Source organism: Vibrio sp. 10N.222.49.C12 (genome assembly GCF_041475025.1).
Classification (GTDB): domain Bacteria; phylum Pseudomonadota; class Gammaproteobacteria; order Enterobacterales; family Vibrionaceae; genus Vibrio; species Vibrio crassostreae_C.
Window position 1 is genome coordinate 67,607 of sequence record NZ_JBFRVF010000004.1, and the last position, 20,680, is coordinate 88,286.

Below are 20,680 nucleotides of genomic sequence, written 5' to 3' on the forward strand. Positions count from 1 at the left end.
TATAATTCTTTACGTTAGGGTGTGTTTTCATTGTAATTCTTCTAGCTTAAGCGCATAAACCCAAAGAATATCTCGATTTTGAAGTATTCTGATTGAGTTTAATTCCAAATGCAATTCTTATTGTAATTAAAAGCATCCACTGTAAATTAATATTTACACAAAGGGGCGTGTCAGCATTCAAATGAGCAAAGCAAACTTTTGACCATGATCGGTTTCAAAATTTATAGAGTAATTTGTTGTACTTGGTGTAAGGTGGCAGTACATATGTCGTTCGCGTATACCCCTTTAGCGCAAAAAAGCGTTAATGATCGCGAGTAGCTTTAAGCTATGAATATGGAATGGGTAGAGTAGAGTGCGTTCATCAAAGTGACATAATATAAGTCCAAGATGGTGCACTAGTTAATCGGACATCATGTCCACATCAAGGAATAGAGGGGGCACAATGAGTGACCAATCTTATAATGACGAAAGTCTAGAGTTGTTAGATGCTATGGAAATTGGCATTGATTTGTCTGACTATGAGCAGACAGTGAAACAGTTAGCAGAAGAGCTTTTCAAGTCTTCGAACTAAGCTTTTAAGATCTTTAATTCAGTTTCAACTGAAACGTTTTAAAGCTAAAAGTTTTCTTAGCTAAAGCTTCTCAAAGCAAACAATTCTAAACTGAGCAAATCGTATTCGCTCACACGTCATACCAAAACTATCCTCATTAAAGTTCGCGAAGATAAACGAGTACGTTTACCATGTTACTTAGTTCTCGATACTTTAATGAGGTTCAATGAACTTTCTTGCACACCTTCACATCGCCAAACACTGTAACAGCAACTTAGCAGGTAACCTGTTAGGTGATTTTGTTAAAGGCGACCCTAATAAACACTATTCTGATTCCCTTTCTGACGGTATTAGGCTTCATCGATTTGTTGATAGCTATACTGATCGTCATGATGTATCTCGTTCTGCAAAATCACTTTTCTCAGACCAAACACGACGCTTTGCGCCTATCGCACTCGATGTATTTTGGGATCACTGCTTAGCCAATCATTGGGATCAGTTTTCACAGCAGACATTAGAGCGTTTTTGTTCAGATAGCCATGAGCAGATCTTTGAACATCAAGAGCCACACTGGCCTGAAAATTTCGTTATGGTTCACCAGAAAATGGCTGAGCATAGATGGTTAGAGAGCTATCAAGACATGTCATCTATAGAGGTGGTGTTGCAGCGAATGGCGTTGAGAAGGCCTAAGCTCGGTATGCTCGAGGCATGTTACGATGACCTCGAACGTCACTATGATACGTTGCAGTGTCACTTTAATGAGCTTTATCCCAACGTTTTAGAGGAAGCTAAGCAGTTTAATGCGCTTCAAATGAAGAAAAATCAAAAGGAAAGGTAAACAGCGTAATGCAGGTTTGCTACAATCCGCGCCTATTTAATCTTTGAGCATCATACTATGTCTGAATCTACAAAATCTTTTAACCAACTAGGATTATCTGAGCATCTTCTTGCCACGTTGTCTGAGCTTAATTTTACGGCTCCTACCAGTGTTCAAGAACAAGCAATTCCATTGGTATTAGAAGGCAAAGATGTACTGGCTGGTGCTCAAACGGGTACAGGTAAAACGGCTGCGTTTGGTTTACCGATTATTCAAAGATTAATCGAGACAAAAGACAACGTTATTCCGAACCCTAAGCTCGTTCGTGCGCTTGTATTAGTGCCAACTCGTGAATTGGCACAACAGGTTTTCGATAACTTAACTAGCTACGCAAAGGGCACCGACATTAAAGTCGTGGTGGCTTACGGCGGCGTTAGCATGAAGGTGCAAACTGATAACTTACGCGGTGGCGCAGATATTCTTGTCGCGACGCCTGGTCGTCTTATTGATCACATGTTCACTAGAAACATCATGTTGAGCCAAACGGAAGTACTGGTACTGGATGAAGCTGACCGTATGTTAGATATGGGCTTCATGCCTGACATCAAGCGTATTCTTTCTCGCATGAACGAAGTGCGTCAAACTCTGTTCTTCTCTGCAACGTTTGATAACAAAATCAAAGCGATTGCACACCGTATGATGCAGAAGCCAAGTGAAATCCAAGTTACGCCAAAAAACAGCACCGCTGAAACCGTAACACAGATGGTTTACCCGGTAGATAAGTCGCGTAAAAGTGAGCTATTAGCGTATTTGATTGGTTCAAAAAACTGGCAACAAGTGTTGGTGTTCACAAAGACTAAGCAGGGCACTGATGCTCTCGTTAAAGAGCTTAAGTTAGACGGCATTAAAGCGGCATCAATCAATGGCGATAAGAGCCAAGGTGCGCGTCAAAAAGCCCTAGACGATTTCAAGTCAGGCAAAGTTCGTGCGTTGATCGCAACCGACGTGGCAGCTCGTGGTATTGATATTCAGCAGCTAGAACAAGTTGTGAACTATGACATGCCATTTAAAGCAGAAGATTATGTTCACCGCATCGGACGTACTGGCCGTGCGGGTAACAGCGGCTTAGCGATCTCTTTGATGAGTCAGGATGAAGCTTACCTATTGGGTGATATTGAGCGATTACTTGATACTCGCTTGCCTCAAGAGTGGCTAGAGGGCTTTGAACCAAGCCTTGAAAAAGATCTAGCGCCCGATCGTGGTGGTCGCAGCAAAAGCCGTTCATCAGAAAAACGTAAGATGAAAGCGAAGCTTAAGATTCACCAAAACCGCGGTAAAGCACGTCGCTAATAAGCTGTACAAAGCTCCAGTTTAAAGATCTATACATATAAAAATGCGCCGTTACAGTGACTTCTGTAACGGCGCGTTTTTGTATCTTATAAGCTCATCATGGGTATGAACCCGATTAAGCTTTATGTTCCTGGTTACATTTCCATTCACATGGCACTTCATAAATCAGCTCTTCAATCGAGGTTGGGTTTAGAACCCACTCTTCATCAATATTGAACTTGCTGACCATCTGCGTGTTGAAAAGCTGCCAATGCTTAAGTAGGACATCTTCAGGAGAGGTGACCATATCGCCTTCATTCCAAGTGCTTTCCATAAAGGGAGTGAGGCATACAGCGCCGTTTGCGTACATGATCATTTGCCATTTAACTTCGTAAATGTTGATCATTTTGTCTGGGTTAGCTGCATTGTACTCAGCAGCAAGCCCGTTAATCTCTTTTTCAACATCGCCGACATTGTCGATGAAGTAATCAACTAGGTTGTCTTCTTGGCGAACAGAGTCTGAAATAAGCTGCATTGGCCTACGTGAGTGAATCATGTTGGTGAACAGACGCATGCTAAACAGGTAGATAGCGATATTTGGCGCAACATCTTTTGGCAGCTCTTCCATAATCTTACTGATGTAAGACTGAAAATAATCGTGTAAACAATCACTTATTGCATGCCAAATCTTTTCTTTGCTACCAAAGTGGTGGCGGATAAGGCTATGCGAGACGCCTGCCTTTTCACTGATGTTTCGCAGTGATACACGATCGTAGCCAAAGTCACAGAACATGTCTGCGGCAACGCTCATGATCAAAAAACGCGTCTCTTCGGCGTCTTTTGCACTTCTTCTACCTTGCTTCTTTTCGGTCATCTTCATTTCACATAATTACCTGATTACAACATTCTACACTGTTTTTACTGAAATAAAAAATACTGCACAAGTGGAAAGTAAAGCTTGAGAATTATTTAATATTAAATATACTGCCCACCTGTGTAATAAATCATAATAATTAAACGGAGAGGCATCATGCAGTTCAATTTGTCTATCAATGCCATATCGAGCAAGCGCATGGGATCTGTTATTGCAGCACTATTGCTCGCAGGCTCTCTAACTGGATGTGACAAAGTTCAGTCAGAGGAAAATGTGCAGGTAATCAAGCCAGTCAAGCTGTTCGAAATCCCACAACAGACTGATATTGATCTCGATAGCTTCATTGCAAAGGTTGATGCAACCGACCGTGCGGCACTTTCTTTCCAAGTGGGTGGAGATATAGAAACCTTCGATGTTCGTATGGGACAAGAAGTGAAGAAAGGTCAGGTGTTAGCCGTATTAGACGCGACGGATTACCGTATTGCCGTTGACGCAGCCCAAGCTAAATTTGATCTGGCGAACAGCCAATACAAACAAGCTTCTGAGTTGTATGCGAAAAAACTGGTCAGTACCGATTACTACGACCAAGCCGTAAACACCTTTACTGCCGCTGAAGTTGAGTTGGACCAAGCAAAAACAAACCTTGGCTACACCACCTTAGTTGCTCCATTCGATGGCGTGGTATCGATGGTGTTTGGAAAGCAATATCAATTGATCGCAGAAAAGCAGCCTGTACTGAATATTTTGAATCACAGTGAAATGGATGTGACGTTTTCAATTCCAGTATCAAAGCTTGAAGACCGTTCTATTCAAGACCTAACGAGCTCAAACATGTGGGTTGTGATGGACAGCCACCGCGGCATTCGTATCCCGACTCGCTTTAAAGAAATCTCAACGCAACCAGATGAAGATACCAACAGCTACCAAGCGGTTGTGTCTATCGAAAAGCCAGAAGGCATCAATCTACTTTCTGGTATGACAGCGCAAGTTGAAGTTCAGAAAAGTAAATCTGACTACGGCATTGGTATTGTGGATTCAGCTTGGTTAAACAAAGACGTAGGCCATGGTGAACTATGGCGTTATAACCCTGACTCTCAACTGATTTCTAAAGTACAAGTCCTTCTTGATGAGCAAGGCAAGGTTATCGACGGATTGTCGTCTGGTGACCTTATCGTTGAAGCGGGTGTGGATGTGTTATCAGACGGACAACAAGTAAAAGCTTGGCTTCGTGAGGGCGGTATTTAATGAACCTTTCAAAATTATCAGTTGTTGTCGCGTCGGTTCTGTTACTTCAAGCCTGTAACAATGAAGCTGTACACCGTGAACAACCACCTTTGTTGGTTTCTACCTTTGAAGTTGGCGCACCGCTTACTAATCAGTTCAGAAGTTTTAATGGACAGGTGATGCCAGCTGAATTGACTCCCTTGGCATTTAAGCTAGCAGGCGAGATTCAACAAGTATTAGTAGAAGCGGGCGACAATGTCGAAAAAGGGCAGTTATTAGCCACCTTAGATAACGCAACGTACGTCCAAGATCTGACTGATGCTCAATCTCAATTCAAACTGGCGAGCAAACAGTTGGCCCGTGGTACTGAGATGTTTGGCAGCGAAATGTTATCGCAATCAGAACACGACCAACTGACGGCTAACTACAAGCTCGCATCGGCGAATTTGGCGGCGGCAAAACGCAAGCTAGGTTACACAGAACTTTTAGCGCCATTCTCAGGAACAGTCTCAACTGTCGATAAGCAACGATTCGAAAATACGACGCCTGGAGAAACACTACTGAGTGTGTACCAGAACGACAAGGTGTATGTGCGAATTCAAGTATCAGATTCGATCTTGGCGTCAATTAGCCCAGACATGCGTTCAAATAGCTATCGTCCTGAGGCGACCTTTGGCGGTCACACAGGCCAATATCCACTGACGTATCTTGAACACACCAGTGAACTGCACCCACAATCCCGTACCTACGAATTTTGGATGCAGATGCAGCAGCCTGAAAGTGAAATCCTGCCAGGCACGAGCGTTACGGTCAATGTAGATATGGCGAAAGCGGGCCTGAGCGATGTTCAAGGCTACCAATTACCAATGACAACGCTAGAAGCGGGCTCTGAAGCGAATCAGTTCTATGTGTGGAAAATGGAAGACGGACAAGCATTCAAAAGCGAAGTAGAAGTCGACAAGATCAGTGGCCAAGGCGCACTCATCGCTCATGGTGTTGAGCAAGGTGAGCTACTCGTAAATTCGAATTTAAGAAAACTCCGTGACGGAATCCAATTGTCAGGAAAAGCAGAATGAACATCGCAGAATATTCAATAAAGAACAAAGTAATCAGCTGGCTGTTTCTAGTCATTTTGGCCATTGGCGGTGTGACGTCTTTTGGTAATCTATCCCGTTTAGAAGACCCAGCTTTTACCATTAAAGATGCAATGATTATTTCAACTTACCCTGGCGCTACGTCAATGGAAGTTGAAGAAGAGCTGACTTACCCACTAGAAAAAGAGATAAGACAGCTTCCGTACATCGACAAGATTACCTCGACATCATCGAACGGTATGTCCCAAATTATGGTCAGTATGAAGATGGACTACGGTCCAGACGAGCTGCCTCAGATCTGGGATGAAATGCGCCGTAAGATCAACGATCTACAACCAACACTGCCAAGTGGTGTAAATTCCGTTCAGATCATCGATGATTTTGGTGATGTGTTTGGTGTGATGATCATGCTGACCGGTGATGGTTACGATTACGTTGAGCTCAAACAGTACGCAGATTACCTAACGCGTGAAATCGAACTGGTCGACGGTGTCGGTAAAGTTAACATTGCAGGTGACCAACAAGAACAACTGTTTGTTGAGATGTCACTGGAACGCTTAGCCGCATTGAACCTAGATATGTCGACGGTGACAGCATTGCTAGCACAACAAAACAGTGTGGTATCGGCAGGCGAGGTGATGCTGAATGGTCAAAGCCTAACGATTAAGCCAAACGGCACATTAAGCACGGTTGAAGAACTAGAAAACCTGATCATTCATGGTCGCGATACAGGTAACCTGATTCGCTTGAAAGATGTCGCTGAAGTAACTCGTGGCATTCAAGAAAAGCCGGGCAATGTATTAACGTACAACGGTAAACCAGCAATCAACTTGGGTATTGCGTTCTCTTCTGGTGTAAACGTGGTTGAGATTGGTAAAGCACTGGATGCGGAACTGGATCGCCTAGAAAGCATTAAGCCAGCGGGTGTAGAACTGAATTACTTCTACAACCAAGCGCAAGAAGTAGACAAATCTGTGGCTGACTTCTTAATCAGCCTAGTTGAAGCGGTAGCCATCGTTATCATTGTATTGTTGTTCGCAATGGGCTTACGCAGTGGTTTGATCATCGGTTTGGTTCTTCTATTGACGGTATTCGGTACCTTCATCCTGATGGATTACAACGATGTTGAACTGCACCGCATCTCTCTGGGGGCACTGATCATCGCGCTGGGTATGCTGGTGGATAATGCGATTGTTGTCGTTGAAGGTATTTTGGTGGGCTTGAAGAAAGGCAAAACCAAGCTTCAAGCAGCGAAAGACATCGTCAAGCAAACACAATGGCCACTGTTAGGTGCGACCATTATCGCTATCACAGCGTTTGCACCGATTGGTTTGTCGAAGGATGCGACAGGCGAATTCATGGGTTCACTGTTTTGGGTACTGTGTTTCTCACTGTTTTTGAGTTGGGTAACTGCACTAACACTAACGCCATTCCTTGCCGAGATGTTGCTTAAAGAAGAAGACAAGGTTGATGAGAACGAAGACCCATACAAAGGCATCCTGTTTGTGGTATTCGGTGCGTGTCTGAAAGTAGCACTTCGATTTAGATGGCTTACTGTAGTTAGTATGGTCGCTCTATTAGCAGTTTCTGTCGTCGGTTTTGGTATGGTGAAGCAGCAGTTCTTCCCGCCGTCAAATACCCCAATGTTTTACGTAGACATGTGGATGCCAGAAGGCACCGATGTTCGTGAAACGATCAAGCAGACAGAAAAAGTTGAAAGCTACATTCGCCAGCAAGACGACGTGGAGTTTGTAACGACAACGGTTGGGCAGGGCATGCAACGTTTCGCTCTGACATACCAACCAGAGAAAAGCTACGAAGCGTACGCCCAGTTACAAGTAAGAACCACTGACCGCGACACTATGTTTAAGGCTCTAGCGGCGCTAGACAAAGACTTAGCGAACGAATTTGAGCAACCGACGTTCCAGTTCAAGTTGATTGAGTTTGGTCCGTCACCCGCTTCAAAAATTGAAGCGCGTATTATCGGTGCCGATCCACAAGTACTGCGTAACATTGCAGTTGAAGTCGAAGACATCTTGCTTGCCGATCCAGGCTCTCGAAATGTTCGTCATGACTGGCGTGAACGCACTAAAGAACTTGTACCACTGTTCAACGAATCTAAGGCTCGTCGCCTAGGCATTTCAAAAACTGACTTGTCTGAGACATTACAGATGGCGTTTGGCGGTTACAACATCGGCCTACTGCGTGATGGTACTCATATGTTACCTATCGTGGCGCGTTTACCGGAAGAAGAGCGTTTTGATTTCGAATCGCTAAACAATGTGAAGATTTGGAGCCCATCACTACAAACTTACATCCCAGTTGAGCAAGTGATTGATGGCGTAGAGCTTCAATGGTCTGAGCCACTGATTCAGCGTCGCGACAGAAAACGTACGCTAACAGTATTGGCTGACCACGATGTTCTTGGTGATGAAACGCCAGCGAGTCTGTTTGCTCGTGTGAAACCAAAGGTAGAAGCATTAGATTTACCAGAAGGCTACAGCATTAGCTGGGGTGGTGAGTACGAAAGCTCTAAAGATGCGCAAGAATCTCTGTTTGGTTCACTGCCAATGGGTTATTTGCTGATGTTTATCATCACGATGCTTCTGTTTAACTCGGTTCGTAAGCCGCTTGTGATTTGGTTTACGGTTCCACTCTCTATCATTGGTGTTTCAATTGGTCTGTTAGGTACCAATATGCCATTCAGCTTCACAGCGTTCCTTGGCTTATTGAGTCTAAGCGGCATGATTTTGAAGAACGGCATTGTACTGCTTGACCAGATCAACAGTGAGCTATCAACAGGTAAAGACCCATATTTAGCGGTTGTCGACAGTGCGATTAGTCGTGTACGACCGGTATCTATGGCAGCATTAACGACTATCTTGGGTATGATTCCTTTGGTATTCGATGCATTTTTCGGCTCGATGGCGATTACCATCATGGCAGGCTTAGGCTTTGCTACCGTACTAACGCTAATAGTAGTACCGGTGATGTTCGCTATTTTATATAGAATCAAACCGTCCACTGCGGGTTATTAGGGAATGATATAAAACAGATTCTTTTAAGCCAGCCCAGTCAAATTTGACTGGGTTTTTTATGCGTGTTGTCCCGTCCTGAAATGTGTTGACACGTGAGAGCGGTAAGAGGGTACGAATAGGCAAGCATTAAAAAATCCGCTACTCAATGGGCAAGCGGCTTTAAGAACAATAGGGCGATTCTAAATTGCTAGCCGTATGTCTAACTCAATCGGCTTTGGCATGGCTAAGTGATAACCTTGATACATATCGAAGCCTAAATTTTGCATCGCTGCGAGTTGTTGTTGGGTTTCTATCCCTTCGATTACCGTCTTCGCACCGATTTGAGTAGCAAGCTTTAGGGCCAACTCCATTTCACTTGTGTCGCCTTGTTCAAAATCCAACATCACAGAGCGATCTATCTTGATGATATGAGGATTAATATGGCGAACCCGCTGTTCTGTTGACGCTTGTGTTCCGAAATCATCAACAGCGATTTGAAAACCATTTTCCGCCAATGAATGGGCTGCGTCTTTCAAACGTTCTTCACTCTCTACATTAAGCTCGACCAACTCCATCACAATTTGTTCGCACGATAAGTTAAGCTCATGCAGGCGCTTAGCTAACAAGCTATCGCTCACTTTCTCTGCGGCAAATAACTCGCCAACATTAGGAAGAACATTCAAGAAAAGGTGTAAATGACGAATAGTCGACTGTGCGAAGTTGCGTATATGAATGGCTCGGCTCAGCCTCTCGACATTAATTTTGTCTGTGCATGAGGTTTCGTCGGAATGAAAGAAGTGATCAGGGCGAACAATGGCACCTTTGCTGTTCGAAATTCGAACTAAAGCCTCTACACCTATCTGAGTCATAGAAGAATCAAATATAGGTTGGTAGACACTTCTAAGTGTTAGGTCTTGATATTTCGCAATAAACTGCATATCGGCATCCACAGATATACAGCTAATAAATTCACTTCTGTCTGATAAAATCATAGTCGCTAATAAAGGTGTTTATTTAATGACGAGAATATACGTCACGGCTGTCACAATATTGACAGGTGTTACTAAATTGTCAATTAATAAAAATTCATTTGTAACGTCAATATTTAAATTAATATAACTAACGAAAATCAGCATGATAAATGACATTAACCATTAAATTTACTTATCATTGACTGTGTTTGATAGTTTAAGTGAATCTAATGGCTGAGTAACGTCTCACATATTAACCCCAACCAATATAAGGCTAGAACGCTGATACACCAGAGAAAAGTAGTGTTAATGGCTTAAATTATGGGGGAGTGTCAAAGTTACATTATTAACAAACAACTCTGTTTGCATATAAATGATATCTACTTCTCAAAATATGAACGATGAGCTGATAAGTTATTATTTTATCGAAGATAAATTTTGATTGATTATTGGGTAGGGCTTGAGTTGGGTTTTATAAAATATTGGGATGGAGGTCTAACTATTTACTTTCAAGACTGATTAAAAAAGTTGACCCGTATTCTTACTGCCATTGAAGTACTGCGTAAAGTTGCAGGTATTTACGAACCAGTTGTTGATTTCCTGACCGCTTTAAAGGGTGTCCAAATTTAATGAAGCAAGGGCTGATTTTAAAATTATTATTTAAGTCAGTAGCGAATTGAGAATCACTCTCTCTTAGCGTGATACCTTGTTGGCTATATTCCGTGATCTCGTCTGGGAGTTCACCCATCCACCAATGCAATAATTCACCACTGTTTTTACTTCGGCTAATCCAATGGTCGGAGACAATGATCAAAACGTCATTGGGTTGAATGGAAAATCCATACTCTTGTTGCCAATTATGGATGTCCAACATTAACTTTCTACGACAGGTTTTCCCGGCGCTCACCATATGATGACTGATCATCCAAACGGTACCAATTTCGGAAGATATTCGGAAGTGTCGAGGCGTTTCGCCAGAAGAAAGCATTTCAAGTGGGCTGATGTTGCTTGCATGATTAAAGCTAACGAAGGTGTGCTCCATTCGGCGGGCAAATGCCTTACCTATATGGTGCTCACTGATCCCTTGATTGTGTACAGTAGGGTAGTGGCGTTCACAGAGCTTTAGGCAATCGTCTTGAAATTGATTAACGCTTTTAATCACTAGATCTAATAACAATGAAGTCCCTTATACACAGCTACTATCTTATTGATGGGCAATAGTACGGTAATTGCGGTTCCGTTACCTATCGTCAAAGTGCGAGTTCTTGATCTCTCTATCAAAATTAACCATTGCTGAGTGATTTTATGGATAGCACTGGCGCTCTACAGGTCTGTATTCTAAATTATGAGGAATTCTAGCTAGTTACCTCGACTATAGTCTAGTCAGCAAATCACAATTGATCTACTTACTCTTTATTTGGAAACATTCATGACCATTCAATTAGATTCGAAACAAAAATCTGAGCTTACTCATACGCTCCAAAAGTACCTGCAGGATGAACTTGATGTGGAGCTTGGTCAGTTCGACACGGAATTCTTGGTCGACTTCATCAGCAAAAAATTTGGCGCAGTGTATTACAACAAGGGGATAGAAGACGCTCAGAAAGTGATGGAACGCAAAATGTTAGACATCTCAGATGAGCTCTACGAAATCGAGCAAATTGTTGAAATTTAACGTTTAGCCCAAACTTGTTCAAATAATTTGAATAACTCGTTTAATTTGCAATGATGTAACTATTGTAAAGCTTGGTAAATAATATGTTACACAAACTTAGTGTAGGGTACGCTTTTCAAAACTACACGATTCGTTAACATTCGGAAGAGATGCATGGACAACAACGTTAGAAATTACAACCCTTTAGCTAGAGCGATGCATTGGATTTCAGCTCTCGCAGTATTTGGCTTATTTGGTGTAGGCCTGTGGATGGTTGATCTTTCATATTACAGCGAGTGGTACAAAACAGCGCCAGACTATCACCGCTCGGTAGGCATTCTTTTGGCTACTGTTACTGTTATCCGCTTGGTTTGGAAACTAGTTACCGCGTCACCTAAAGTAGAAGGTAAAAGCTATGAAGTTGCAGCAGCGAAGATCGCTCACGGCTTTATGTACATTAACTTAGCGGTTTTATTTATTTCAGGTTATTTGATTTCAACATCAGATGGCCGCGGGATCGACATATTCAATTGGTTCACTGTACCAAGTATGGGTGAACTGTTTGCAAACCAATCTGATCTCGCAGGAACGATTCACTACTATGCTGCATGGGTACTGATCATCATGGCATCAGTACACGCCTTAGCGGCGATAAAACACCACGTTATCGACAAAGACGATACGCTACGAAAAATGATAGGAGCTTCAAAATGAAAAAGTCAATTATCGCTACAGGATTAGCATTTGCAATGGCAATGCCTTTCGCTGCGAACGCCGCTGATTACGTGATTGATACAAAAGGTGCGCATGCTTCAGTTAACTTTAAAGTTAGCCACCTGGGTTACAGCTTTATCCAAGGTCGTTTTAACACATTCTCAGGTGACTTCTCATTTGATGAAAGCAACGTTGAAGCGTCTACAGTAAACGTAACGGTTGATACTACAAGCCTTGATTCAAACCACGCAGAACGTGATAAGCATATCCGTAGCGGCGATTTCATCGATGCAGGTAAGTTCTCTGATGCGACATTCAACAGCACGAAAGTTGTTGATAAAGGCGACGGCAAACTTGAAGTAATGGGTGACCTTAAACTTCACGGTGTAACTAAGCCTATCGTTATCGAAGCTGAATTCATCGGTGCTGGTCAAGACCCATGGGGCGGTGAGCGTGCAGGTTTCGTTGGTACAACTCGTCTAGAACTTGCTGACTTCAACATTCCAGTAATGGGCGCTTCAAGCTATGTAGATATGGATCTACACGTTGAAGGTGTAAAGAAGTAATCTAGCTATTGTTGATCGCTAACTAGTATCAATCTCTTATGTAACACCAAAAGTTAAATAGATACTTAGAAAGCAACAGTTAGAAATAGAGAAAGGCGCAAAGTTTTCACTTTGCGCCTTTTTTATTGAGATAAATGGCAACGCGTTTAGGTCTGTTTTGTGTCAAACCGTTTAGTACGTTAAAAGCCACCGTTTACCTCTAGCCAGTCAACGTTGCCATGACTGAGTTATCTAATTGAACTACTAATCCCTAATAGTTCAACTTAAGATTAGTTAAGCTGTTTCTAGTTCAGCTTGAGGAACCACGTTTAGTCGGTCACCGTAGATTGGACGCAGTGCTTGCATCACTTCAATGCGAGTCAACACACCCACCATCACGCCATTTTCTAACACTGGAAGCATATGTGGTTGGCTTACTTTCATCGCTTTTGCACGCTCTTCTAGAGAAAGAGATGTCAAGCGAGTTGCGAAGCCCATGCTTGTCGTCGGGTACAGTTGCTCTTTGTCGATGCATAGGAACTCAGCAACGTCTACTAGCTTGTCGTTTGCATCGATTGCCACAACGTCACGGCTCATTAGGTCTACGACTTTTTGGCCTTTAGTTGGGATGTAATCTTGGCACCAAAGGTCAACCATTACGTCATGAACAGAGAAGATACCCACTAGACGGCCTTCAACATCACAAACAGGAGCGCTAACAAGTTGCGCGTCTAAAAGTGTATCAATCGCGACTGATGTTGGCATTTCAACGCTCAATGTAATTGGTTGAGTGTTCATGATTTGCTTGATAGTCGTTGCTGTGTTCATAGTAATTTCCTTAACTGACGTAATTTCTGTTGTTTGTGTAATAGCGGTAATTTTTGCTGCTTTAAGTTGTGGGCGACGGTAGATACTCCAGTTGGCTAAGCCGACCAATACTGAACCACCTACGATGTTGCCGATTGTCACTGGTATTAAGTTTGCTGTGACAAATTGCATGACGTTTAAGTCTGCGTACTGCGCTGGTGTTGCACCGATTTGCATCCAGAAGCTTTCCGGGGCGAATGTTTGAATCGTGATGCCTAGAGGAACCATGAACATATTCGCCACACAGTGTTCAAAGCCTGAGCTTACGAACATTGCAACGGGTAACACGGTCATCATTGCTTTGGTCATTGCGTTAGCGGAGCTGAACGTTAACCAAATCGCTAAACACACCAACAAGTTACAAAGCACACCCAAAGCAAACGCTTGAACTGGGCTGTGGTGCAGCTTGTGTTGAGCAATGTTTAGAGCGTTTAAGCCCCATTGGCCGCCATCCAGTTGATATAAGCCTGCTGCGCTTACCAAAGCCAATAGGAACATGGCACCGATAAAGTTGCCGACATACACTTTGCCCCAGATAGACAGCATCTTAGTGAAGGTGATTTGCTTGTTAGCCCATGAGATGCTGGATAACACTGAGCTGGTAAATAGCTCACCACCGCAAATCACAATCAAGATCAAACCCATACTGAATGCAAGACCGCCGGCTAAGCGACTCAATCCCCATCCAGCATCAGCGCTGCCCGTGGTTACCGTGATGTAGAACAAAAAAGCAAGCCCGATGAATGCGCCAGCCATGATTGCCAAACTCAATGTCATGCTGCTGGTTTTATTTGCTTTACTTAATGCAAACTTCTCTGCTTCCGCCATCATTTCTGTTGGTGAGAACAGTTGATGATTTTCAGAAGTGCTGGTTGCCATATCCCCCCCTTGAACAATCCGTCATGTGTAATTCCTAGTGTTAATGACTTGGTTAATCCGTAATGGTTAATCAGTAATGTTTTGCAGGGCTCGTTGTGTCCTGCCATTCCAGATTAGGGCGTTGATGGGTAGAGGTAAAATTGATAATTTTTAGAAACCACATCAAATTTATTGATATAGATTGGGTTACGCGTAGAATGAAATTGATTGCTCATTGGCTTTATAAAAAACGAGCATCAGGACACAAATAATTAAAAGCATTAAGGATGAATTTTGCGTTATTCATTAAAGCAACTCGCGGTATTTGATGCAGTAGCAGACTCCGGGAGCGTTAGTCAGGCAGCAGACAAATTGGCGTTGACTCAGTCGGCGACAAGTATGTCTCTTGCACAGTTGGAAAAAATGCTCGGCAGGCCTTTGTTTGAAAGGCAGGGCAAGCAAATGGCTCTTACTCATTGGGGGATGTGGCTAAGGCCTAAAGCGAAGCGTTTACTGCAAGATGCGCAGCAAATTGAGATGGGTTTTTATGAGCAGCATTTACTAAGTGGAGAGCTCAAACTCGGTGCAAGCCAAACACCAGCGGAACACCTAGTTCCTGACCTCATCAGTATTATTGATAACGACTTTCCTGAGATGCGAATCTCGCTCGGCGTACAAAGTACCGATGCGGTTATTGATGGCGTATTAGATTATCAATATGACTTGGGTGTTATCGAAGGTCGTTGTGATGACAACCGAGTTCACCAAGAAGTGTGGTGTACGGACCATTTAACGGTGGTTGCATCGGCTCATCACCCGTTTGCGAAGCGTGAACGAGTAAGCTTGGCGCAATTAGAACAAGCAAAATGGGTATTACGTGAACATGGTTCGGGTACTCGCAAAGTTTTTGATAGCTCTATTCACCATTTAATTGGTGATCTTGATGTTTGGCGAGAGTATGAACACGTTCCTGTTTTAAGAAGTTTGGTTGCAAACGGCCCATATTTAACGTGTTTACCTTATCTCGATGTCGAACAGTTTGTTGAGTCTGGTCAACTGGTCACATTAAATGTCCCTGAGCTTGAAATGGAAAGAACCTTGTCCTTTATTTGGCGTGCAGATATGTCTGAGAACCCACTTGCTGAGTGTATTAAGCGAGAAGGTAAGCGCATGATGAAAGGCAAGCCGTCGGTTCTGTAACGATAAATTGATAAAATACTGATAACCAAATATGTTGAATAAGCGATTTCGGTCTCTATCTAGTGATAAATACACATCTGCATACATTATTAATGTGATCGTGATCGGCTAAATAAGGGCTATCTTCCCATAGTATGCTTACTTGATTTTAAGTGAGGCTAAATCCGGTTGCGTTCAATTACGTAATTAGGCTTTAGAAATAGTATGAGTACATTAGTCGCGATTTCATTAACAACAGGTATTTTGTCAGGTCTATGGGGATGGATTGCTATCTCTTTCGGCTTATTGTCATGGGCAGGTTTCTTAGGTTGCACCAGTTACTTTGCTTCGCCAACAGGCGGCGTTAAAGGACTAGCAGGTAGCTTATTGACCAACATGACTGGCGTATTCTGGGCAATGGTGATTATCGAAAGCTCAACCTTCGCAGGGTTAGAGATTTTAGGCTACATGATTACTGCTATTGTGGCTTTCTTTATGTGTATTCAAGCGAAACAAGCGTGGCTAGGTTATATCCCAGGCACCTTCATTGGTTGCTGTGCGACGTTTGCTGCAGGTGGTGATTGGCAACTTGTAGTGCCATCTTTACTGCTTGGTGGTGTATTTGGATACTTGATGAAAGCAACGGGGCTATGGCTTCACGAGAAATCGACTCAATCTTCGGAAGTTGTTGAACAACACGCTAAACAGGCAAAGGCTTAATTCGTTAACCTAACCTTAGTTAGTCACTGTGAACTCTTGCAAGAGAACCCCCAATTAATTTGTATATCGATTTATACAGGCACACCGTTTGGTGTGCCTTTTTTGGTTGAGGCGACTAGCTAAATATTTCATCAGTAGAGCAACTGATAGCATCTATAAAACAAATTATGTTTAGGTATTTCCATTCGCCATGGTGATCACGCGTTTTAATGTCCACCTTAATAAAAGCGGAATGCATTCTTGTCCTTGATTCTCGCAATGAGAAACAATGGCGAGTGCAAGGTCGGGTTTTGCATGTTTCTTCAATACCTTGGCAACCACTTTCTTTGGAGGGATAGGGTGATCGTATGGAATCTTAACCATGTCACGGAAAAAGCTCTCAAATCCATTCATATATAGGTAATGCTCGATATCTTTATCTGGCAGTTCCGTGAGTCGATGTCTTTCCTGATCATTACCAAGCTTCGATAGCACCGTTGCTGCGTATTTTTTACCCGCCGCATCGCCGTCAGTTACCACATGCCAATCGATGCCAAACTCTTGCGCGACCTTAATCAGTGCCTTAAGTCCTGATTGGGCGAACTCAATAATCTGCACACCTTCTGCTGCTAGGTTATAGCCACATTGGTTGGCAAGTTCATTGAACAACCAAACCTCGGTTTCACCTTCTACTAATAGCCAACAGCGAGCAAATAGTGCCCCAGAGCGGTGGAAGCGGATATGAAAACCAATTCGTCGAAGTTCATCCTTACTGAAATGGTTCATGTTGAGTTGATTGGCGATGGTTTTGTCTGACTGACGAACCAAGCGACGAATCGATTGAAGTGGGACCGCCGCAAGTAGGTCGCCACTGTTGGTGGTCAGGATTTTCTGCATGGGCAATTTCTGCATCAAGCTCCAAGCCCTTGCCAAGTGTGTTGGGTGCAATCGACCTTCTGGATCTTCAAGGATCAACAGAGGGCGCGCACATCGCCTTAAGTCGTTTGGCCCTTTAGCTTGTAGATAAGCGTTAAGTAACCCCATGAATAATAAGCGAGTTTGTTTGTTCTTGGTCTCTTCGACGAGTTGATGAATACTCTGATCATTGGTACCCGCAGAATAAAGCAATCCGTCTCGCTGTTTTCTAGGGTTACGACGAGAAGTACTTTTGAAAGAAAAATAGTGCTCAATCAAACTTTGCATCGACTCTAGGCTACTGCGCATTTCACCTTTATTAACATGTCCGGGTATCGCCATAAGACGGCGGCAGGTGTTGTCTATTCGTTTTTCTATTCTTGCTTGTCGACCATTACCGTTATTGGCGCCGTTTCCATTTGTTGTGCCATTGCTCGTGTGATGGTTCCCGTTCCCGTTCCCGTTCCCGTTCCCGTTCCCGTTCCCGTTCCCGTTTGAATTTGCATTAGTTGCGTGAACATTAGTCGGCAGGTGAGCATTGTGGTTAAGGGACTTGCCGTTGAAAGAACGATCAAAGTGCCTTGCATCACGCAAACGGATAACGGGATGTAAGGTCATTAATTCTTGAGCAAGCTTTTCTGAATGATGAAGCTTGAGCGGATTACCGTCCAAACCAAGAAATGCATAGTGTGTTGTTGTCTCATACTGTTCTAACGTCGCGCTGATGCGATAGTAGATGCGAAATACGCCAAATTCATCTTGAACCCAAATAGGTTTGAGTTTGCGATAACGACCTGCGTTAAGTTCGCTCTTATCGTTAGCTTTTAAAGCGAGAACAATTTGAAGATGTTGAGACTGCGGGTGTGAAACAGAGTAATCGACATGAAAATCGGTCATTTCAAAGTGATATGGCACACCGTCTGAGGGCAGAATGACGGAAAGGGCATCCAATAATGAAGACTTACCCCAAGTATTTTCACCAATAAGCGTGGTTAGCTCGTCAAACGCGAGTGACATGCGCTTGATACCTCGAAAGCCAGAAATCTCGATTCTTTCTAGTTGCATAGGCTTACTCCTAACGGAAGGCTCTGCTAATCATTTGAAAGCTAACAGATATCTTTAATCATAATCGAAAAATCCAAATCCGGTATGCTCACCTGTCACAAAACCCGTTGTTTATTAATACGGTGCAAAATGAGATTTTTGATCTATCTCGAGTATTTTTTTGCAGTGCAGTTTCATAAAATTCACGATTCTGTCATGATTCTCGACCTAGTATGAAGGGACAAAGAGAGAAGAAAATATGACTAAAAAGAATAAGCCGACAAAAATAGTGTTGGCACACATCAACGACACCCACTCATACTTTGAACCAACCTCGTTACAGCTATCACTTAAAATGAGCAACCACATCATTGAACCTTATGTCAGTGCTGGTGGCTTTGCTCGAATTTCAACACGCTTCAAACAAATAGAACAAGATGCCCAGCGTCAGAAGGTTGGAACCTTGTTCTTGCACGCTGGTGACTGCTTCCAGGGCACGTTGTACTTTTCCTTATTCAAGGGAAAAGCCAATGCCGATTTGTTGAATGCCCTTAATATAGATGCCATGACGCTCGGTAATCACGAGTTAGACATGGGTAATGAGCCCGTTGCGATTTTCGCGAAAAGAATCAAATTCCCGCTGTTGGCCGGTAACTGGAATCTATCGAATGAGGATATCAATAAAACTCATACGCTAGCGGACAACGACATTGTTAAGCCTTATCTGCCTGAAACACGAAGTGCTTCTTTTATAACGAAAGAGTTTGATGGCGAGAAGGTCGCAATATTCGGCTTAAGCATCGACAAGATGGCAGGCATCGCTAACCCAGATATCGATACACCGTTTGAAAATGCTTTGGAAACAGCAAAAGGGACCATTGAGCAAATCCATCAAGCAGGTATCAACAAGATTGTGTTACTTAGCCATCTTGGTTACGAAGCTGATTTAGAGTTAGCAGCCAACGTAACAGGTATTGGTGTCATCGTTGGTGGTCATAGTCATCGCTTACAAGGTGATTTCTCTGATATCGGCTTAGTTAAAGATGATGAATACGGTGTGAAAATTGGCGATACCTATGTTGTGCAAGCGGGTTTCCACGCCATGAGCTTGGGACACTGCGAAATCGAGTTCGATTCTCAAGGCAAAGTGACGCACTTCAATGGTAAAAACGAACTGTTATTAGGCCGTCGACTCTTTATAGACGCGAAACTGAGTGAAGTAGGGCAAGACGATGCCCACGATATGGCGTGTGAGTTTTTAAACAATCACCCTAATATTGCAGTGTGTAAGAAAGATCCTGAGCTGCAGAGCATTCTGACGGATAAATACCAGCCGCGAGTTCGAAAGCTTCAGCAACAAGTGATTGCTCATGCAGACACTAAACTTCGCCATGTACGTATTCCAGATGCTAAAGGCCCGAGTCAACTAGCCCCCTTGGTTGCTCAATCATTTCACCATCTAATGAACAAGAAAGGGCATCAGGTTGACTTTGCCATTCACAACGCCGGTGGTGTAAGAAATTCACTGAACAGCGGCGATGTCTCTGTTGCCGATATTGCCGGAAAACTACTACCGTTTGCCGTACCTATTGGTGTGTATGAAGTAAAAGGTGAAACGATCGCTTGCATGCTTGAAGGTGCAATCAATAACGCGATTGATAATGGTGTCGTGGGCACAGGTTCAGGTAGCTTTCCTTATACACATAATTTGAGGTTTTGTTACCACAAAGAAGCGCCTATAGGACACAGGATTCACCATCTAGAAATTCACTCTGATGATTCAGGTTGGCAAGCTGTTTCTCGCAACCGTATTTACCGGGGCGCGTCGTCAGCCTATACAATGAAAGGCAAAGAGGGCTATAACGCTGTGTTGGATATGATCGGTGATGGCATGGTCACCACTGACTCTATGGCAGACTGCTTCATCGAGTTTCTGCAAGACCACCCAGAGTCGCTTCAACTCAATGAACCGTTGAATTGTATGGAGTGTTTTAGATAACTAAAGCTGATACTGATATTTAACACTATTACTTTGGGTTATTTATAAAATTGGCATTGTTTATGCTTTATCTCTGCAGGTCGCCTTCTTGTGGAGATATGCATGGATAAGAAAGATTGGTTAGATGCGGTAGCGGTTGTCGGTTGGGTATCAGTTTGGTCAGCGTTAGTGTATTTAATACCTGCCGCAGGGCTGTAAATTGCTCTTTTTGCAACTTCATTACGCAGTGCAATAGTGTGTTTGACTTGCGAATTTATTCTTAGAATCAATTCGCGTGTCTATTTGACAAAGTGGCATCAATCAGAAAGGAGCGTTTGCTCCTTTTTTGCT

17 protein-coding genes are annotated in these 20,680 nt (G+C 43.2%); 12 read left to right on the forward strand and 5 right to left on the reverse strand.

Going from position 1 to position 20,680, the window contains the following annotated elements; genetic code table 11:
- The first annotated feature begins 442 nt into the window (after positions 1-442).
- From AB4583_RS02280 to AB4583_RS02290, 3 genes are all read left to right on the forward strand, one after another.
- Positions 443-571, forward strand: a complete 129-nt coding sequence (locus AB4583_RS02280; protein ID WP_017059831.1) for a hypothetical protein — start codon at positions 443-445, stop codon at positions 569-571.
- Between the two features lie 205 nt (positions 572-776).
- Positions 777-1,388, forward strand: coding sequence for an ACP phosphodiesterase (locus tag AB4583_RS02285; RefSeq protein ID WP_372116261.1), 612 nt, complete (start codon positions 777-779; stop codon positions 1,386-1,388).
- Between the two features lie 57 nt (positions 1,389-1,445).
- Positions 1,446-2,717, forward strand: a complete 1,272-nt coding sequence (locus tag AB4583_RS02290; RefSeq protein ID WP_017059829.1) for a DEAD/DEAH box helicase — start codon at positions 1,446-1,448, stop codon at positions 2,715-2,717.
- A gap of 115 nt (positions 2,718-2,832) precedes the next feature.
- Here AB4583_RS02290 and AB4583_RS02295 read toward each other — a convergent pair whose 3' ends face one another.
- Positions 2,833-3,576: a TetR/AcrR family transcriptional regulator gene (locus AB4583_RS02295; RefSeq protein WP_017069888.1), complete on the reverse strand. Its 744-nt coding sequence runs from the start codon at positions 3,574-3,576 to the stop codon at positions 2,833-2,835.
- 150 nt (positions 3,577-3,726) lie between these two features.
- On the opposite strand from AB4583_RS02295, the gene AB4583_RS02300 reads away from it, so the two are divergent.
- From AB4583_RS02300 to AB4583_RS02310, 3 genes are read left to right on the forward strand one after another with little or no spacing between them, the layout of a single operon-like run.
- Positions 3,727-4,815 carry an efflux RND transporter periplasmic adaptor subunit gene (locus tag AB4583_RS02300; RefSeq protein ID WP_372051766.1) on the forward strand — a complete coding sequence of 363 codons (1,089 nt, stop codon included), beginning with the start codon at positions 3,727-3,729 and terminating at the stop codon, positions 4,813-4,815.
- Positions 4,815-5,870 carry an efflux RND transporter periplasmic adaptor subunit gene (locus AB4583_RS02305; RefSeq protein WP_372083710.1) on the forward strand — a complete coding sequence of 352 codons (1,056 nt, stop codon included), beginning with the start codon at positions 4,815-4,817 and terminating at the stop codon, positions 5,868-5,870. The genes AB4583_RS02300 and AB4583_RS02305 overlap by 1 nt, the downstream gene beginning before the upstream one ends.
- A complete protein-coding gene (locus AB4583_RS02310) occupies positions 5,867-8,926 on the forward strand; it encodes an efflux RND transporter permease subunit (RefSeq protein WP_372116266.1) in 3,060 nt (1,019 codons plus the stop codon). The genes AB4583_RS02305 and AB4583_RS02310 overlap by 4 nt, the downstream gene beginning before the upstream one ends.
- Before the next feature lie 179 nt (positions 8,927-9,105).
- Here the strand turns inward: AB4583_RS02310 and AB4583_RS02315 are convergent, their stop codons facing one another.
- A complete protein-coding gene (locus AB4583_RS02315; RefSeq protein WP_004730894.1) occupies positions 9,106-9,843 on the reverse strand; it encodes an EAL domain-containing protein in 738 nt (245 codons plus the stop codon).
- A gap of 574 nt (positions 9,844-10,417) precedes the next feature.
- On the reverse strand, positions 10,418-11,053 hold the full coding sequence (locus AB4583_RS02320) for a hypothetical protein (RefSeq protein WP_017069925.1): 636 nt from the start codon (positions 11,051-11,053) through the stop codon (positions 10,418-10,420).
- A gap of 252 nt (positions 11,054-11,305) precedes the next feature.
- On the opposite strand from AB4583_RS02320, the gene AB4583_RS02325 reads away from it, so the two are divergent.
- The 3 genes from AB4583_RS02325 (at position 11,306) to AB4583_RS02335 (ending at position 12,810) form a co-directional block, all read left to right on the forward strand.
- Positions 11,306-11,551 (forward strand): DUF2164 domain-containing protein, encoded by a 246-nt coding sequence (locus AB4583_RS02325; RefSeq protein WP_017059821.1) that lies wholly within the window; start codon positions 11,306-11,308, stop codon positions 11,549-11,551.
- 153 nt (positions 11,552-11,704) lie between these two features.
- Positions 11,705-12,244 (forward strand): cytochrome b, encoded by a 540-nt coding sequence (locus tag AB4583_RS02330; RefSeq protein ID WP_372116271.1) that lies wholly within the window; start codon positions 11,705-11,707, stop codon positions 12,242-12,244.
- Positions 12,241-12,810, forward strand: a complete 570-nt coding sequence (locus AB4583_RS02335) for a YceI family protein (RefSeq protein ID WP_017059819.1) — start codon at positions 12,241-12,243, stop codon at positions 12,808-12,810. The genes AB4583_RS02330 and AB4583_RS02335 overlap by 4 nt, the downstream gene beginning before the upstream one ends.
- 273 nt (positions 12,811-13,083) lie before the next feature.
- Here AB4583_RS02335 and focA read toward each other — a convergent pair whose 3' ends face one another.
- Entirely contained in the window at positions 13,084-14,535 is a 1,452-nt protein-coding gene (focA, locus tag AB4583_RS02340) for a formate transporter FocA (RefSeq protein WP_017064629.1), read from the reverse strand.
- A gap of 273 nt (positions 14,536-14,808) precedes the next feature.
- Here focA and AB4583_RS02345 point away from each other — a divergent pair, with 273 nt between their 5' ends.
- Together AB4583_RS02345 and AB4583_RS02350 are read left to right on the forward strand one after the other, a co-directional pair.
- Positions 14,809-15,714 carry a LysR substrate-binding domain-containing protein gene (locus AB4583_RS02345; RefSeq protein WP_017064628.1) on the forward strand — a complete coding sequence of 302 codons (906 nt, stop codon included), beginning with the start codon at positions 14,809-14,811 and terminating at the stop codon, positions 15,712-15,714.
- 204 nt (positions 15,715-15,918) lie between these two features.
- On the forward strand, positions 15,919-16,413 hold the full coding sequence (locus tag AB4583_RS02350) for a DUF1097 domain-containing protein (RefSeq protein WP_017059817.1): 495 nt from the start codon (positions 15,919-15,921) through the stop codon (positions 16,411-16,413).
- Positions 16,414-16,584: 171 nt separating this feature from the next.
- On the opposite strand, the gene AB4583_RS02355 is transcribed toward AB4583_RS02350, so the two are convergent.
- Positions 16,585-18,372 carry an ATP-dependent endonuclease gene (locus tag AB4583_RS02355; protein WP_372116275.1) on the reverse strand — a complete coding sequence of 596 codons (1,788 nt, stop codon included), beginning with the start codon at positions 18,370-18,372 and terminating at the stop codon, positions 16,585-16,587.
- Between the two features lie 238 nt (positions 18,373-18,610).
- Here AB4583_RS02355 and AB4583_RS02360 point away from each other — a divergent pair, with 238 nt between their 5' ends.
- The gene (locus AB4583_RS02360) at positions 18,611-20,350 is read left to right on the forward strand and encodes a bifunctional UDP-sugar hydrolase/5'-nucleotidase (RefSeq protein ID WP_372116276.1); all 1,740 of its coding nucleotides are present in this window, start codon (positions 18,611-18,613) and stop codon (positions 20,348-20,350) included.
- The last annotated feature ends 330 nt before the right edge of the window (positions 20,351-20,680 follow it).

Coding starts and splice junctions, on each gene's coding strand:
- AB4583_RS02280 (WP_017059831.1), top strand. CDS start 443: ATGAGTGACCAATCTTATAATGACGAAAGTCTAGAGTTGTTAGATGCT.
- AB4583_RS02285 (WP_372116261.1), top strand. CDS start 777: ATGAACTTTCTTGCACACCTTCACATCGCCAAACACTGTAACAGCAAC.
- AB4583_RS02290 (WP_017059829.1), top strand. CDS start 1,446: ATGTCTGAATCTACAAAATCTTTTAACCAACTAGGATTATCTGAGCAT.
- AB4583_RS02295 (WP_017069888.1), bottom strand. CDS start 3,576: ATGAAGATGACCGAAAAGAAGCAAGGTAGAAGAAGTGCAAAAGACGCC.
- AB4583_RS02300 (WP_372051766.1), top strand. CDS start 3,727: ATGCAGTTCAATTTGTCTATCAATGCCATATCGAGCAAGCGCATGGGA.
- AB4583_RS02305 (WP_372083710.1), top strand. CDS start 4,815: ATGAACCTTTCAAAATTATCAGTTGTTGTCGCGTCGGTTCTGTTACTT.
- AB4583_RS02310 (WP_372116266.1), top strand. CDS start 5,867: ATGAACATCGCAGAATATTCAATAAAGAACAAAGTAATCAGCTGGCTG.
- AB4583_RS02315 (WP_004730894.1), bottom strand. CDS start 9,843: ATGCAGTTTATTGCGAAATATCAAGACCTAACACTTAGAAGTGTCTAC.
- AB4583_RS02325 (WP_017059821.1), top strand. CDS start 11,306: ATGACCATTCAATTAGATTCGAAACAAAAATCTGAGCTTACTCATACG.
- AB4583_RS02330 (WP_372116271.1), top strand. CDS start 11,705: ATGGACAACAACGTTAGAAATTACAACCCTTTAGCTAGAGCGATGCAT.
- AB4583_RS02335 (WP_017059819.1), top strand. CDS start 12,241: ATGAAAAAGTCAATTATCGCTACAGGATTAGCATTTGCAATGGCAATG.
- focA (WP_017064629.1), bottom strand. CDS start 14,535: ATGGCAACCAGCACTTCTGAAAATCATCAACTGTTCTCACCAACAGAA.
- AB4583_RS02350 (WP_017059817.1), top strand. CDS start 15,919: ATGAGTACATTAGTCGCGATTTCATTAACAACAGGTATTTTGTCAGGT.
- AB4583_RS02355 (WP_372116275.1), bottom strand. CDS start 18,372: ATGCAACTAGAAAGAATCGAGATTTCTGGCTTTCGAGGTATCAAGCGC.
- AB4583_RS02360 (WP_372116276.1), top strand. CDS start 18,611: ATGACTAAAAAGAATAAGCCGACAAAAATAGTGTTGGCACACATCAAC.